This window comes from Herbiconiux sp. L3-i23 (assembly GCF_023734115.1).
Classification (GTDB): Bacteria; Actinomycetota; Actinomycetes; order Actinomycetales; family Microbacteriaceae; genus Naasia.
In genome coordinates, this window is the sequence record NZ_AP025737.1 from 2,251,030 (window position 1) to 2,264,193 (window position 13,164).

General features: G+C 70.7%; 14 protein-coding genes. 2 read left to right on the forward strand and 12 right to left on the reverse strand.

Annotation, left to right across the window (positions count from 1 at the left end):
* Positions 1–18: 18 nt before the first annotated feature.
* Together NGH83_RS10765 and NGH83_RS10770 are read right to left on the reverse strand one after the other, a co-directional pair.
* Positions 19–843, reverse strand: coding sequence for an SDR family oxidoreductase (locus tag NGH83_RS10765; RefSeq protein WP_251856249.1), 825 nt, complete (start codon positions 841–843; stop codon positions 19–21).
* A gap of 104 nt (positions 844–947) precedes the next feature.
* Positions 948–1,919 (reverse strand): endonuclease/exonuclease/phosphatase family protein, encoded by a 972-nt coding sequence (locus tag NGH83_RS10770; protein WP_251856250.1) that lies wholly within the window; start codon positions 1,917–1,919, stop codon positions 948–950.
* Positions 1,920–2,102: 183 nt separating this feature from the next.
* Between NGH83_RS10770 and NGH83_RS10775 the strand changes: the two genes are divergently transcribed.
* A complete protein-coding gene (locus NGH83_RS10775; RefSeq protein WP_251856251.1) occupies positions 2,103–2,825 on the forward strand; it encodes a DedA family protein in 723 nt (240 codons plus the stop codon).
* A gap of 18 nt (positions 2,826–2,843) precedes the next feature.
* Here the strand turns inward: NGH83_RS10775 and NGH83_RS10780 are convergent, their stop codons facing one another.
* The 7 genes from NGH83_RS10780 to NGH83_RS10810 form a co-directional block, all read right to left on the reverse strand.
* Positions 2,844–4,082, reverse strand: a complete 1,239-nt coding sequence (locus tag NGH83_RS10780) for an Nramp family divalent metal transporter (RefSeq protein ID WP_251856252.1) — start codon at positions 4,080–4,082, stop codon at positions 2,844–2,846.
* 47 nt (positions 4,083–4,129) lie between these two features.
* Positions 4,130–4,741: a metal-dependent transcriptional regulator gene (locus NGH83_RS10785; protein ID WP_251856253.1), complete on the reverse strand. Its 612-nt coding sequence runs from the start codon at positions 4,739–4,741 to the stop codon at positions 4,130–4,132.
* A gap of 31 nt (positions 4,742–4,772) precedes the next feature.
* The gene (locus NGH83_RS10790; RefSeq protein WP_251856254.1) at positions 4,773–5,696 is read right to left on the reverse strand and encodes a cation diffusion facilitator family transporter; all 924 of its coding nucleotides are present in this window, start codon (positions 5,694–5,696) and stop codon (positions 4,773–4,775) included.
* 97 nt (positions 5,697–5,793) lie between these two features.
* Complete coding sequence (gene rdgB, locus NGH83_RS10795) at positions 5,794–6,399, reverse strand: RdgB/HAM1 family non-canonical purine NTP pyrophosphatase (RefSeq protein WP_251856255.1); 606 nt, start codon at positions 6,397–6,399, stop codon at positions 5,794–5,796.
* Positions 6,396–7,133, reverse strand: a complete 738-nt coding sequence (gene rph, locus NGH83_RS10800; RefSeq protein WP_251856256.1) for a ribonuclease PH — start codon at positions 7,131–7,133, stop codon at positions 6,396–6,398. The genes rdgB and rph overlap by 4 nt, the downstream gene beginning before the upstream one ends.
* 41 nt (positions 7,134–7,174) lie before the next feature.
* Positions 7,175–8,017, reverse strand: coding sequence for a glutamate racemase (gene murI / locus NGH83_RS10805; protein ID WP_251856257.1), 843 nt, complete (start codon positions 8,015–8,017; stop codon positions 7,175–7,177).
* An 11-nt stretch (positions 8,018–8,028) separates the two neighbouring features.
* Positions 8,029–8,190, reverse strand: coding sequence for a hypothetical protein (locus NGH83_RS10810; RefSeq protein WP_251856258.1), 162 nt, complete (start codon positions 8,188–8,190; stop codon positions 8,029–8,031).
* A gap of 175 nt (positions 8,191–8,365) precedes the next feature.
* Between NGH83_RS10810 and NGH83_RS10815 the strand changes: the two genes are divergently transcribed.
* Positions 8,366–9,679: a nicotinate phosphoribosyltransferase gene (locus tag NGH83_RS10815; protein WP_251856259.1), complete on the forward strand. Its 1,314-nt coding sequence runs from the start codon at positions 8,366–8,368 to the stop codon at positions 9,677–9,679.
* Positions 9,680–9,700: 21 nt separating this feature from the next.
* On the opposite strand, the gene NGH83_RS10820 is transcribed toward NGH83_RS10815, so the two are convergent.
* From NGH83_RS10820 to NGH83_RS10830, 3 genes are read right to left on the reverse strand one after another with little or no spacing between them, the layout of a single operon-like run.
* Positions 9,701–9,967: a DUF3039 domain-containing protein gene (locus NGH83_RS10820; protein WP_251856260.1), complete on the reverse strand. Its 267-nt coding sequence runs from the start codon at positions 9,965–9,967 to the stop codon at positions 9,701–9,703.
* Positions 9,968–10,022: 55 nt separating this feature from the next.
* On the reverse strand, positions 10,023–11,597 hold the full coding sequence (locus NGH83_RS10825) for a hypothetical protein (RefSeq protein WP_251856261.1): 1,575 nt from the start codon (positions 11,595–11,597) through the stop codon (positions 10,023–10,025).
* Entirely contained in the window at positions 11,573–12,454 is an 882-nt protein-coding gene (locus tag NGH83_RS10830; RefSeq protein ID WP_251858516.1) for an ABC transporter ATP-binding protein, read from the reverse strand. The genes NGH83_RS10825 and NGH83_RS10830 overlap by 25 nt, the downstream gene beginning before the upstream one ends.
* Positions 12,455–13,164: the final 710 nt, after the last annotated feature.

Sequence of the window (13,164 nt, forward strand, 5' to 3'; positions counted from 1 at the left end):
CTCAGCGACCGGGGGTGCTCAGCCCTGGGCGAGGAGGGAGACGTCGTTCCACTTCTCCCAGGTCTCGATGCGGCTCGCGTAGTCGGCCTTCGCGGTGGCGAGCGGCGACGAACCGAAGAAGACGCGCAGCGGCGGCTCCTCCGCGTCGACGACCTCGAGGATCGCCTTCGCCGACGCGTTCGGGTCGCCCGGGGTGCCGAGACGCTGCTTGCGTGCCTCGGCGATCTTCTCGCGCGTCTCGTCGTAGGCGGCGAGCGGTGCGGCGTGCTTCGCGCTCGAGCCGCCCCAGTCGGTCGAGAACCCGCCCGGCTCGATGAGCGTGACGTGGATGCCGAACCCGGCGACCTCTTGGGCGAGCGCCTGCGAGAAGCCCTCGAGCGCCCACTTCGACGCGTGGTACGCGCCGATGTTCGGGAATGCCGAGATGCCGCCGATCGACGACACCTGGATGATGTGCCCGCTCCCCTGCTCGCGGAGGAACGGCAACGCCGCCTGCGTGATCCAGAACGCCCCGAACACGTTCGTCTCGATCTGGGCGCGGACCTCGTCCTCGCTGAGCTCCTCGATGAAACCGAACTGACCGTAGCCGGCGTTGTTGACGACGACGTCCAGTCGGCCGAACTTCTCGTGCGCGGCCTTCACCGCGGCGAAGTCGGCGGCGCGGTCGGTGACGTCGAGCCCGATCGGCAGGATCGCGTCTCCGTACTTCTCGACCAGATCGTCGAGCGAACCGGTGTCGCGCGCGGTCGCGGCCACCCTGTCCCCTCGTTCGAGCGCGGCGATCGCCCATTCGCGACCGAAACCACGCGACGTGCCGGTGATGAACCAGACCTTCGACGACATGAGCGTCCTCTCGTAGCGGATAGAGGTAGGGACAGCGCGCGGGGCGCCGCTATTCCGATGGTCAGCGCTCTCGCAGCGAGCACATCCCACACACCGGCCGCCGCTCAGAGCCCCAACGTCGCGAGCAGCGCCAAGTGGTCGCTATCGCCCGCCACCATCGTCTCGTTCGACACGACATCCACCCCAGTGGTGAACACGTGGTCGAGCCGGGTGGCGGGGAACCAGGACGGCCAGGTGAAGCCGAGACCACCGCTCGTCTGGTTGGCCTCGCTCAGCTCCGCTTGCAGCGGCGCGAGCGCACGATCATTCGACGCGGCGTTGAAGTCGCCCACGACGACGACCCTGTCGTTCTCGTCGTTGGGCACCGTCGCGGCGAGCTCCGCCAGCATGGTGTCGCGGTCGGCGTGGTCGTCGAGGCGCGCCGAGCCGGCGTGGATGACGTAGATGCTCACCGGCCCGCTGGGGGTCTCGAGGTCGGCGGCGAGCGCACGGTTCCAGCCGAGGCCGAGTTGCAGCGGCTGGGCGTTCGCGATCGGATAGGTGCTCCACAGGCCAACGGTGCCGACCTGATACGAGTAGCCGTAGTCATCGGACAGCTCGTCGGCGATCGCGTTCCTCGCGCCGTAGTCCATCTCCTGTAGAGCGATCACGTCGGCGCCGGTCGCGGCGAGCTCGGTCGCCGACTCCACCCCCGTCGCCGAGTCGGCCTTGATGTTCTGGCTCGCCACGGTGAGGGTCTCGCCCGACGGTGCCGCCGCAGCGAGCGGCAGCAGAGCGGGCACGAACATGACGCACCACACCACGGCGGGCACCAATACGGCGGCGATCGGGCGCCCGCGACGGGCGAGCAGCGCGAGCACGGCGAGACCGATCACGAGCAGACCGAGCCACGGCAGGATCGAGTCGAGGAGCAGCCCCAGACCCAGCACGTCGGGCACGAGAGCATGCCCCGCGAGCAGCGCCGCGAGCACCAGCGAGCCGACGACCACCACGGCGTTGAGACGGCGCCGCGCGGGCCGCCGCGACGCGGTGACGGGGTCGCGAGGATCGGCGATCCGGGGAGCCGTCGCCGTCACCGGCGTCTCCACGTCAGCTCGAGCATTCCCCGATGCTAAGCACAGACGCAGGTCGACGCGCTGAGAACATTCCTGCGGGGGGCTGAGACGATCTCGGCTAATCTGGGCGGGACGTCCAGTCTCGGTGTCGCGCGCGTCCGGCGCGTCTGCTCACCGCCCGACGCTTGGAGCCTCGTGCCTTTCGTGCCTTCCCTTCACGCCACCGCGTTGATCCCGTGGCTCGACCCCGAGACGATCCTGCAGACGGCGGGACCGTGGGCGGTGCTCGTGGTCTGCGCGATCATCTTCGCCGAGACCGGTCTGCTGATCGGTTTCCTGCTCCCCGGCGACACCCTGCTCATCTTCACCGGCCTCTTCGCGCACACCCCCGGCCTCGGCATGAACGTGTGGCTGGTCGCGCTCGCCATCGGCGTCGCCGCGTTCCTCGGCGGGGAGGTCGGCTATCTGATCGGCCATCGCGTGGGCCCGCGGATCTTCGAACGCAAAGAGAGCGGCCTGTTCAGCATCGAGAACGTCAAACGCACGAACGCGTTCTTCGAGCGCTTCGGCGGGCTCGCCGTGATCCTCGCGCGCTTCGTGCCGATCATCCGCACCTTCGCCCCCATCGCGGCGGGCGTCGGTCACATGAATTACAAGAAGTACACGCTCTACAACCTGATCGGCGCGGTCATCTGGGGCGTCGGACTCACCATGCTCGGCTACCTGCTGAGCTTCATCCCCGTCGTCGGCGACATCGTGCGCGAATACATCGACGTGATCCTCATCGCCGCCGTCGTGCTGACGATCATCCCCACTCTGTTCCACTACTTCCAGACAACCCGCAAGGCGAAGAAGGCCCGCGCCGAGCAGGCCGCACCCGAGACGCTTGTGGTCGACGAGAAGTACTTCGACCAGAAGCCCGACTGATCGTCGGATCTGTCGGCGTCACGCCCCGGTGACGACCAGCCAGATCAGCGTCAGGTTGAGAGTCACGAGCAGCACCGCGGCAACGACCGCGGCGGCGGTCGTCCACCACCGGTTGGCGTAGTCGCCGACGACGCCCCGGCGCGCGGTGAGAGCGATGAGCGGGATCAGCGCGAACGGGATCCCGAACGAGAGCACCACCTGGCTGAGCAGCAGCGCCAGCGTCGGCTCGACACCGATCACGAGGATGATCAGCGCCGGGATGAGCGTGACCGCCCGCCGTGCGAGGAGCGGCACCCGCACGCGCAGCAGTCCGTGCATGATCTCGGACCCGGCGTAGGCGCCCACCGACGACGACGCGAGCCCGGAGGCGAGCAGTCCGACCGCGAAGAGCGTGGCGACCGCGGGCCCGAGACCCGCCGCGATCGCCGCGTACGCTCCCTCGAGGGTGTCGGTGCCCGGCACGCCCTGCAGCGACGCGGCGGCGACGAGCAGGATGACGACGTTCACTCCCCCGGCGACGGCGAGAGCGATGGTCACATCCATCCGCGTCGCCCGCAGCAGCACCGGCACCCTCGAAGCGGGCTCGACACCGGCGAACCGATCGCGGGTCAGCGCGGAGTGCGCGTAGATCGCGTGCGGCATGACCGTGGCACCGAGGATCGACGCGGCGAGCAGCACCGAACCGCTGTCCTCGAAGCGCGGGACGAGTCCGGCGATCGCCTGCGCCGGGTCGGGCGGGCCGATGATAATGCCGGCACAGAAGCCGACCACGATCACGAGCACCAGCCCTGCGACGATGCGTTCGAAACTGCGGGCGCCGCGCCGGTTCTGCACGAGGAGGAGCAGCAGCGAGACCGCGCCGGTGATCACGCCGCCGACGACGAGCGGCAGCCCGAACAGCAGGTTGAGGGCGATCGCGCCGCCGAGGATCTCGGCGATGTCGGTGGCCATGGCGACGAGCTCGGCCTGCACCCAGTAGGCGATCCGCGTGGGCCGCGACTTCATGGAGCCGCCGAGGTTCTCGGGCAGGCTCGCACCCGTGACGATGCCGAGCTTCGCCGATAGGTACTGGATGAGCCATGCCATCACGTTGCCCGCGACGACGACCCAGACGAGCAGGTAGCCGTACTCGGCGCCCGCCGTCATGTTGCTGGCGACGTTGCCCGGGTCGAGGTACGCGACGCCTGCGACGATCGCCGGTCCGAGCAGCGGCAGCAGCCGTGCTGATGCGGGCGGCGCGAGGGTCTTCGTCGACACGGGTCCTCCAGGTTTCGGTACACCGAAACCTTACGCCCGCGCTGTCGTCAGGGCAACGCGATCCAGACGGCCTCGGCGGCCTGTCCGAGGTCGCCGCAGACCACTTCTTCTCCGACGTCGACACCCGCCTGGGTCAGTCGGCGCAACAGCTCGGGATCGCGGTCGCTGATGCGCACCACCACCCCGACGGCGTCCGCCGCGAGCGTGTCGGCGCGGTCCGCTCGCGGGACCGTCACCCGCCCGTCGGCGTCCGGGATGGGGTCGCCGTGCGGATCGGCGACGGGATGTCCGAGCGCGGTGTCCATCGCGTCGAGCAGCCGATCGCTCACCGCATGCTCGAGAACCTCGGCCTCGTCGTGCACCTCGTCCCAGCCGTAGCCGAACTGGCGCACGAGCCACGTCTCGACGAGCCGGTGCCGCCGCACGGTGCGCAGCGCCTGCATCCGCCCTTCGGCGGTCAGGGTGATCGCGCCGTACGGCTCGTGCTCGACGAGGCCGCGCGCCACGAGCTTCTTCACCATCTCCGTCACCGTCGACGGCGCGAGAGCGAGACGAGTCGCCAACTGCGACCCGGTGATCGGCTCGGGCTGCCATTCGGTGTGCGCGTAGACGGCCTTGAGGTAGTCCTCGATCACGGTGGCGGAGGGAGCGGCGGCCATGGACGCGACTCTACGGGAGCGCCGCGACGCGTCAGGCGTGGCGGCCGGCGGCGTGCTCGTGCCCGGCGTGGGTGGCGGGCTCGAGCTGGAACGTCGAGTGCTCGACGTCGAAGTGGTGCGAGAGGCAGGAGGTCAGCGAGTCGAGCAGCTCGTCGGTGCGGCCGCTTTCGAAGATCGACGCGTCGACCACGACATGAGCCGTGAAGACCGGCGCGCCGGTCGTGATCGCCCAGACATGCACGTCGTGGACGTCGACGACACCGTCCGATTCGAGGATGTGGGCGCGGATGTCCGCGACGCTGGTGCCGGTCGGCACCGACTGGTTGAGCACCGACATGACGTCGCGCAGCAGCAGGATCGCGCGGGGCAGGATCATCGCGGCGACGGCGAGCGATGCGATCGCGTCGGCGGAGGCGAACCCGGTGGTGAGGATGACGATGGCGGCGATGATCGCGGCGACCGATCCGAGCATGTCGCCGAGCACTTCGAGGTAGGCGCCACGCACGTTGATCGACTCGACGCGGCCGCCGCGGAGCACCCCGAGGGAAACGGCGTTCACCGCGAGACCGAGCACGGCGATGACGAGCATCGGCAGGGCGAGCACCTCGCCGGGCTCCGGCGAGAGGAGCCGGCTGATGCCTTCGACGGCGACGAGCACCGCGATGCCGAGCAGCACGAGCGAGTTGAGCAGGGCGCCGAACACCTCGGCGCGCCGGTACCCGAAGGTGGAGCGGTCGGTGGCGGGCCGGGCGGCGACGACCGACGCGATCACGGCGACGACGAGGCCGATCGAGTCGGAGAGCATGTGGCCCGCATCGGCGAGCAGGGTCAGCGATCCGGTGATCAGGGCCCCGACGACCTCGGCGATCGCAAAGGTCGCGGTGATCGTGAGCGCGACGATGAGCCGGCGGCGGGTACCCCCGCCCCCGGCAGTGCCGTGGTCGTGTGAATGCATGTCGCTACAACGGTAGGTCGCCGGCGGTCAAGACGCCAGTGATCAGGGCTTCTCGGGAACGAGAACCGCTCTCGCGAGCGGAGCGAAAGATACGCGGCTAGGCGCCGAGCTGCGCCGTCAGCCAGGGCAGGAGGGCGGTGAACGCCTGCGTGCGGTGGCTGATCGCGTCCTTCTCGGCCGGCGACAGCTGGGCGGCCGAGCGGTCCTCGCCGTCGGGACGGAAGACGGGGTCGTACCCGAAGCCGCCGTCGCCGGTGGGAGCGTCGAGCACGACGCCCGGCCATGCCGCGACCTCGACGTGCTCGATCGCGTCGCCGCCCTGCTGCGGGATCACCGCGGCGGCCGCGCAGTCGAACTGCGCCGAGCGATCGGCGATCCCGTCGAGGTTCGCGAGCAGCAGTCGCACGTTGTCGCCCGAGTCGCGGGTGCCCGCGTACCGCGCCGAGTGGATGCCCGGCGCGCCGTCCAGGGCACCGACGCTGATCCCCGAGTCGTCGGCGATGGCGGGCAGACCGGTGTGCGCTGCGGCCGCGCGTGCCTTGATGAGCGCATTGGCGGCGAAGGTGTCGCCGTCCTCGACGGGCTCGGGCCCGTCATAACCGATCAGCTCGATCGACCCGAGCGGCGAGCCGAGGATTCGCCGCAGCTCCTCGACCTTGTGCGCGTTGTGGGTCGCGAGGACGACGCGGATGCCCTCCGTCATGCGGAGACCTCGCCGAGGACCTCCCGCTGGATGGCGGCGAGACGGTTGGTGCCCGACACGGCGAGGTCGAGCAGCGAGTCGAGCTCAGGGCGATCGAACGGCGCGCGCTCGGCGGTGCCCTGCACCTCGACGAACAGGCCCCGACCGGTGGCGACGACGTTCATGTCGGTCTCGGCGCGGACATCCTCGGTGTAGGCGAGGTCGAGCATGGGGTCGCCGTCGATGATGCCGACGGACACCGCGGCGACGCTGTCGATGAGCGGCACCGCCTTCTGGCCGATGAACTTGCGCTCGCGCGCCCACTGCATGGCGTCGGCGAGGGCGACGTAGGCGCCGGTGATCGCCGCCGTGCGGGTACCGCCGTCGGCCTGCAGCACGTCGCAGTCGAGCACGACCGTGTTCTCCCCGAGGGCCTTGAGATCGATGACGGCGCGCAGCGAGCGGCCGATGAGGCGCGAGATCTCGTGCGTGCGTCCGCCGATCTTGCCCTTCACCGACTCGCGGTCGTTGCGGGAGTTGGTGGCGCGCGGCAGCATCGCGTACTCGGCGGTGACCCAGCCGGTGCCTTTGCCGGTCAACCAGCGCGGCACGCCGTTCGTGAACGAGGCGGTGCAGAGCACCTTGGTGCCGCCGAACGAGATCAGCGCCGACCCTTCGGCCTGCGCGCTCCATCCGCGCTCGATCGTGACGTCGCGGAGCTGGTCGTTGGTGCGGCCGTCGATGCGGTTCGCCATGAGGTGTCCTTCGGGGGTCTGAATCGGGGCGGAGGGCGGGATCAGGAGATCGGGTCGTGCGGGAGCGGGATCGCACCGGTGAGGACCGACGAGGCGACCGGCGCCTCGAGCCCCAGGAAGCGGCGGGCGAGGCGCGTGAACTCGTCGGCGCTCTCCCCCGTCGCCTCGTAGACGCGGGTCGGAGGGGATCCCGGCGTGCGTAGCAGGTCGTGCTCGACGAGGCGGCGGTACACGTCGTTCGCGGTCTCGCCTGCGCTCGAGACGAGCGTGACGTCGGGGCCGACGACGAACTGGATGGCCGCCGACATGAGCGGGTAGTGGGTGCAGCCGAGCACGAGGGTGTCGATGTCGGCGTCGGCGAGCGGGGCCAGGTACTCGCGGGCGACGGCGAAGAGCTCATCGCCGGTGGTGACACCCGCCTCCACGAACTCGACGAAGCGGGGGCACGCCGCGCTGAAGAGCCGCAGGTCGGGGGCCGCGGCGAACGCGTCCTCGTAGGCGCGCGAGGTGATCGTGGCGACCGTGCCGATGACCCCGACGCGGTTGTTGCGGGTCTGACGCACCGCAGCGCGGGCCGCCGGCTGGATGACCTCCACCACGGGGATCCCGTGGCCCTCGGTGTAGCGCTCGCGGGCGTCGCGCAGCACCGCGGCCGAGGCGGAGTTGCAGGCGATGACGAGCAGCTTGACGCCCTGGTCGACGAGGTCGTCCATCACGGCGAGCGCGTGACGGCGGACCTCGGCGATGGGCTTCGGGCCGTACGGGCCGTTCGCCGTGTCGCCGACGTAGAGGATCGACTCCCCCGGCAGCTGGTCGATGATGGCGCGCGCCACCGTCAGACCCCCGACTCCGGAGTCGAAGACCCCGATCGGCGCGTCGCTCACGGGGGTCGAGTCTATTCGTCCCGCTCCTTGCGGCGGACCGCCGCGACGATGAGTGCAGAGGCGAAGCCGATCAGGACGAGAGCGACCACGATGGCGGGGATGAGGTCCGTGCCGAGAGGGACGGACTGGGCCACGGTCGCGAGCGCGCGCGATCCGGGCAGGGACGGGTGCATTGCAGGGAGCTCCGGGGTGGAGAGGGGTCGGCGAGTGGGGTGGTTCGCCGAATGCGGTGGGTGGCCGCACGGGTGGGTCCGGCAATCGTATTGTCGGTGCGGCGCGGCTGTCAGTCCCCCGTCAAGGGGACACGGCCCGCAAGGCCCGCGGAAGGGCGCTGATTAGGCTGGGCGCGTGACTGCAAGCACGGCGCTTCTGACCGACCGCTACGAGCTGACCATGCTCGACGCCGCCCTCCACGCGGGGACGCACGAGCGCGAGAGCGTGTTCGAGGTGTTCGGCCGGTCGCTGCCCGGCTCCCGCCGCTACGGCGTGTTCGCCGGCGTCGGCCGCCTGCTCGAAGCGATCGAGCAATTCCGCTTCGGGGACGCCGAGCTGGGGTGGCTGAGCGAGAACGCCGTGGTGAGCCCCGAGGCGCTCGACTACCTCGCCGACTACCGGTTCGGCGGCGACATCCGCGGCTACCGCGAGGGCGAGCTCTACTTCCCCGGTTCACCGCTGCTCGTCGTGCAGGGCTCCTTCGCCGAGGCCGTACTTCTCGAGACCCTCGTGCTCAGCGTCCTCAACTACGACAGCGCCGTCGCCACCGCTGCGGCCCGCATGGTGTCCGCGGCGGGCACCCGGCCGCTCGCCGAGATGGGATCGCGCCGCACCGGCGAATGGTCGGCGGTCGCCGCCGCGCGCGCCGCGTGGATCGCCGGCTTCGCTGCGACATCCAACCTCGAAGCCGGTCGTCGCTGGTCGGTGCCGACGATGGGCACGGCGGCGCACGCGTTCACCCTGCTGCACGACGACGAGGAGCAGGCCTTCCGCGCACAGGTCGACCGGCTCGGCCCCGGCACGACGCTGCTGGTCGACACCTTCGATGTGCCCACCGCGGTGCGCCGCGCCGTCGAGGTGGCGGGCACCGGGCTCGGCGCCGTGCGCATCGACTCCGGCGACCTGCCCATCGTCGTCGCCGAGACCCGCGAGCTGCTCGACTCCCTCGGGGCGACGAACACGAGGATCACGGTCACCAACGACCTCGACGAGTACGGCATCGCCATCCTGTCGGCCTCCCCCGTCGACTCGTACGGGGTCGGCACGTCGGTCGTGACCGGATCGGGGCATCCCGCCGCCGGCATGGTCTACAAACTGGTCGCCCACCGCGATGACACCGGCGCCTGGGTCAACGTCGCCAAGAAGTCGACGTCGAAGGCGAGTGTCGCGGGCAGCAAGCACGCGTTCCGGCGACTCGAGGGCGACACGGCGACGGCCGAGCTCATCCGCATCGATCGCGCCGACGCCCGCGAGCAGGCCGACGCCGCCGACGGCGAGCGGGTGCTGCACGTGCCGCTCGTGAGCCGCGGCATCGCCGATCCGCGCTGGCTCGGCGCCGCGGGCACGGCGGCCGCGCGCGAGCATCACGCCGCGGTCGTGCGGGAGCTCCCCCGCGACGGTCTGCGCCTCAGTCAGGGCGACCCGGCGATCCCGACGCTCTACGTCTGAGCGAGGTCGCCGAGGGCCCGATCAGTCGCGGAGGGACTCGTAGATCTCTTTGCAGGTGGGGCAGATCGGGAACTTCGACGGGTCGCGCCCCGGCACCCACTTCTTGCCGCAGAGCGCGCGGACGGGCTTGCCGGTGACCGCCGATTCGACGATCTTGTCCTTCTTGACGTAGTGCGCGAACTTGTCGTGATCGCCGTCGTCGAGCTGCTCCTTCTCGAGCAGCTCCTGGAGCTCGCGGTCGAGGACGTCGGTGCCGCCGGCGGGTGCGTTTGAGTCGAAGAAGCCCACGCCGCGATTCTACCGGCCGATCGCCCGTCGGCGGCGGGAGTCGGGCAGCGGTGAGTCAGGCGTTCAGGAGCGACGACGCCAGCAGTTCGGGGCCGCGCCGGTTGAAGACGCGCGCGCCGATCCAGAGGCCGAGCAGCAGCGCTCCGACGCCGATGCCGACCCCGGTGACGAGAGCCCACCAGAACCAGCTGCTGCCGAGGAAGTAGCCGGCGATCGCGAAGCCGACCGCGGGGGCCGAGAGCAGCAGCGACGCGAGGAACGACACCGACTGGACGGCCGCCATGGTCGCGCCCGTGTTCTGCGGCTGGCTGAACGCGTTGTCGCCGGGCCGGACGACCGGGTACGGGAATCGTGCCGAGGTGATGCTCGAAAGCCCCATGCCGGAGAACAGCAGCGAGAGGCCGACGCCGATGAGCGCCCCGGTGACAGCCCAGTCGCCGTAGAAGCCGGCGGATACGACAGAGCCGATGAGCACGACGGGCACGCCGATGACGATCGCGGGGAACAGCCGTCCGAGCCGGTCGGCCCAGCCGTGGGTGCCGGAGGCGACGTGCAGCCAGATGGCGGTGTTGTCGTAGGCGACGTCGTTGTGCATCGACCAGCCGAGCAGCAGCGCGAACACGGGCACCGGCATGAGGGCGAGCGCTTGGCCCGGCACTCCGACGACGAGGAGCGGGATCAGCAGGATGAACGGCACGATGGGCACCATGACGAGCGAGACGCGGTAGCGCGGGTCGCGGAGCCAGTACGTCGCGCTGCGCGCCGCAATGGCGCCCCCCGGCTTCGCGGGCAGACGGTCGAACCAGCCGAGTCCGCCGTAGTCCTTGCTGCGCGACTCGCGCTGCGGGGCGACGAGCATGTGGGCGACGAGCCGCTCCCAGGCGAGGTAAAGCAGGGCCGCCGTCGCCAGAGCGATGAGCAGGTGCGCGATCGCGATGCCCCACTGACCCGTCGCCGCGTCGGCCGGGAAGGCCCAGGCGGCCCCGAGCGGAGTCCACGCCAGGGTGTCGGCGATGCGCTGCGCGGTGGCAGGACCGTCGGTTCCCCAGTCGACCTCGGTGAGCACGATGATCGCCGGCGAGATCAGCACCAGCGCGACGAGGGCGACGAGCGCCGTCCACTCCTTCGCGCGACGCGTCGACAGCAGCAGCGCGGCGACCGAGGTGGTGACCCGCGCCGCGAGCACGCAGGTGGCGACGATCAACGGGACGCTGATGAGGGCCAGCACGATCGAGCCGAAATCGCGCGTCCAGGTGACGATCGACGACAGGGCGAGCAGCGCGAGCGCGACCGATGGCACGCCGATGCCCGCCGCGGCGAGGAGGCCGAGCGACAGTGTGCGGTTGTCGAGCCCGTACAGGGTGAAACGTCTCGGGTCGAGCGTGTCGTCGACTCCGAAGACGAGCGGGATGAGCGTGAAGCCGAGCACGATCAGCGATCCGCCGATCACGACGGCGCTGCGGGCGATGTCCGCATCGGCGAGGCGGAGTCCGAACAGGGCGATCACGCCGAGCCCGGCGAGCCCGATCCCGTAGATCAGGCCGATGACGAGACCGACGATCTGCCAGGGGCTCCGCCGGAACGAGTTGCCGAGAAGCCGCAGCTTCAGTCGGAGAAACTGTGCAACCACTCCATGCCCTCTGCAGCTTTGCGCCCACCCGCGAGCTCGACGAAACGGTCTTCGAGGGTGCGCCCGGCGCGGACCTCGTCCATGGTCCCCGACGCGAGCACGTGGCCGCCGACGATGACGGCGACGTGATCGCAGACGCGCTGGATGAAGTCCATCCCGTGGCTGGACAGCACGACCGTGCCGCCGCTCGCCACGTACTTCTGCAGGATCTCGATGAGATTCGCAGCGGACACCGGGTCGACCGATTCGAACGGCTCATCGAGCACCAGCAGCCGCGGAGAGTGGATCATCGCCGCGGCAAGGGCGATCTTCTTCGTCATGCCGGCCGAGTAGTCGGTGACGAGTCGATTGACCGCGTCCTCGATGCCGAAGGCGACGACCAGGTCGGCCGAGCGGGCGGCGACCGTCTCGCGGTCGAGGCCGCGGAGCACGCCCGCGTAGTAGAGCAGCTGGGCGCCGGTCAAGCGGTCGAAGAGGCGCAGCGCGTCGGGCAGGACGCCGATGCTGCGCTTCGCCCGCTCTGCCTCGCGCCACACGTCGATGCCGTGCACCTCGACGGTGCCGGAGTCGGGGCGCAGCAGGCCGGTCGCCATGGACAGCGTGGTGGTCTTGCCCGCACCGTTCGGGCCGACGATGCCGTAGAAGGAGCCGACGGGCACCTCGAGGTCGATGGCGTCGACGGCGACCTTGCTGCCGAAGTGCTTGCTGAGTCCGCGGACGGACAGCGCCGAACCCGTCGAGGATCGCGGGCTGTGCTGATCGGGGCCACCGACGGGGTCCGACTCATCCGCGACGGCGGCCGCAGCGGGCGCCGCTTCGGGGACGGGTTCAGGATCGGGGGTCGCGTCTGGTTCCACGACCGACTCCGGCTCGGGGGCGGACGTCGGCTCGGTAACCGGCTCCGGCTCAGGAGTCGGCTCGGCAACCGGCTCCGGCTTGTCAACCGGCGCGGGTGCGGCAACCGGCTCGGGCTCGGGCTCCGGCTCGAGCTCGGGGGACGCTTCGGGCTCCGCCGCTTCGGCGACCGACTGGTCTGTCGCTCCTACGGTCGTGTCGGACGCTGCGGTGACCGTATCCGGGACGGCCGGTGTCGGAGCGACGGGCTCGACGACCTCGACGATGGCGGGCTCCGAGGCGGCGGCAACGACCGGCGCCTCGACTGCGGGGTCGGCCTTCGCCCCGTCGGCGGCCGCCGATGCGGTCGGCTTGCGGGCGCGCGTCGACTTCGCGCCGTTCGGGGACGACGCCGCGGCCTTCGCGGTGGCGCCGTTGGTGGTGCGGGTCCGCGTGCGCGGGGTCCTCTGCGCCGAGACTTCCTTCTCAGCGGGAGCGTCGGCGCCCTGTGCGGCCGACCCGCCGTTGGAGCCCGGAGTCGCTCGAGGTGTCGCGGGGCGCTTCTTCGCCGCGGCAGTGCTCTCGGTGTCCGCCGCGGCGCGCTGGCGCGGCTGACGCGGCGCCGCCGGCTTCGGAGTCCCGTTCGTCGTCGACTTCGATGCGGTGGCACGAGCGCTCGTCGACGGCTTCCGTGCGGCGGGTTTGCGCGCCGTCGTCGGCTTGGTGGTCGCGG

Excerpts from the sequence above, each read along its gene's own strand:
- rdgB (WP_251856255.1), bottom strand. The coding sequence starts at position 6,399 with ATGACGGAGGGCATCCGCGTCGTCCTCGCGACCCACAACGCGCACAAG.
- NGH83_RS10790 (WP_251856254.1), bottom strand. The coding sequence starts at position 5,696 with ATGCATTCACACGACCACGGCACTGCCGGGGGCGGGGGTACCCGCCGC.
- rph (WP_251856256.1), bottom strand. The coding sequence starts at position 7,133 with ATGGCGAACCGCATCGACGGCCGCACCAACGACCAGCTCCGCGACGTC.
- NGH83_RS10785 (WP_251856253.1), bottom strand. The coding sequence starts at position 4,741 with ATGGCCGCCGCTCCCTCCGCCACCGTGATCGAGGACTACCTCAAGGCC.
- NGH83_RS10810 (WP_251856258.1), bottom strand. The coding sequence starts at position 8,190 with ATGCACCCGTCCCTGCCCGGATCGCGCGCGCTCGCGACCGTGGCCCAG.
- NGH83_RS10765 (WP_251856249.1), bottom strand. The coding sequence starts at position 843 with ATGTCGTCGAAGGTCTGGTTCATCACCGGCACGTCGCGTGGTTTCGGT.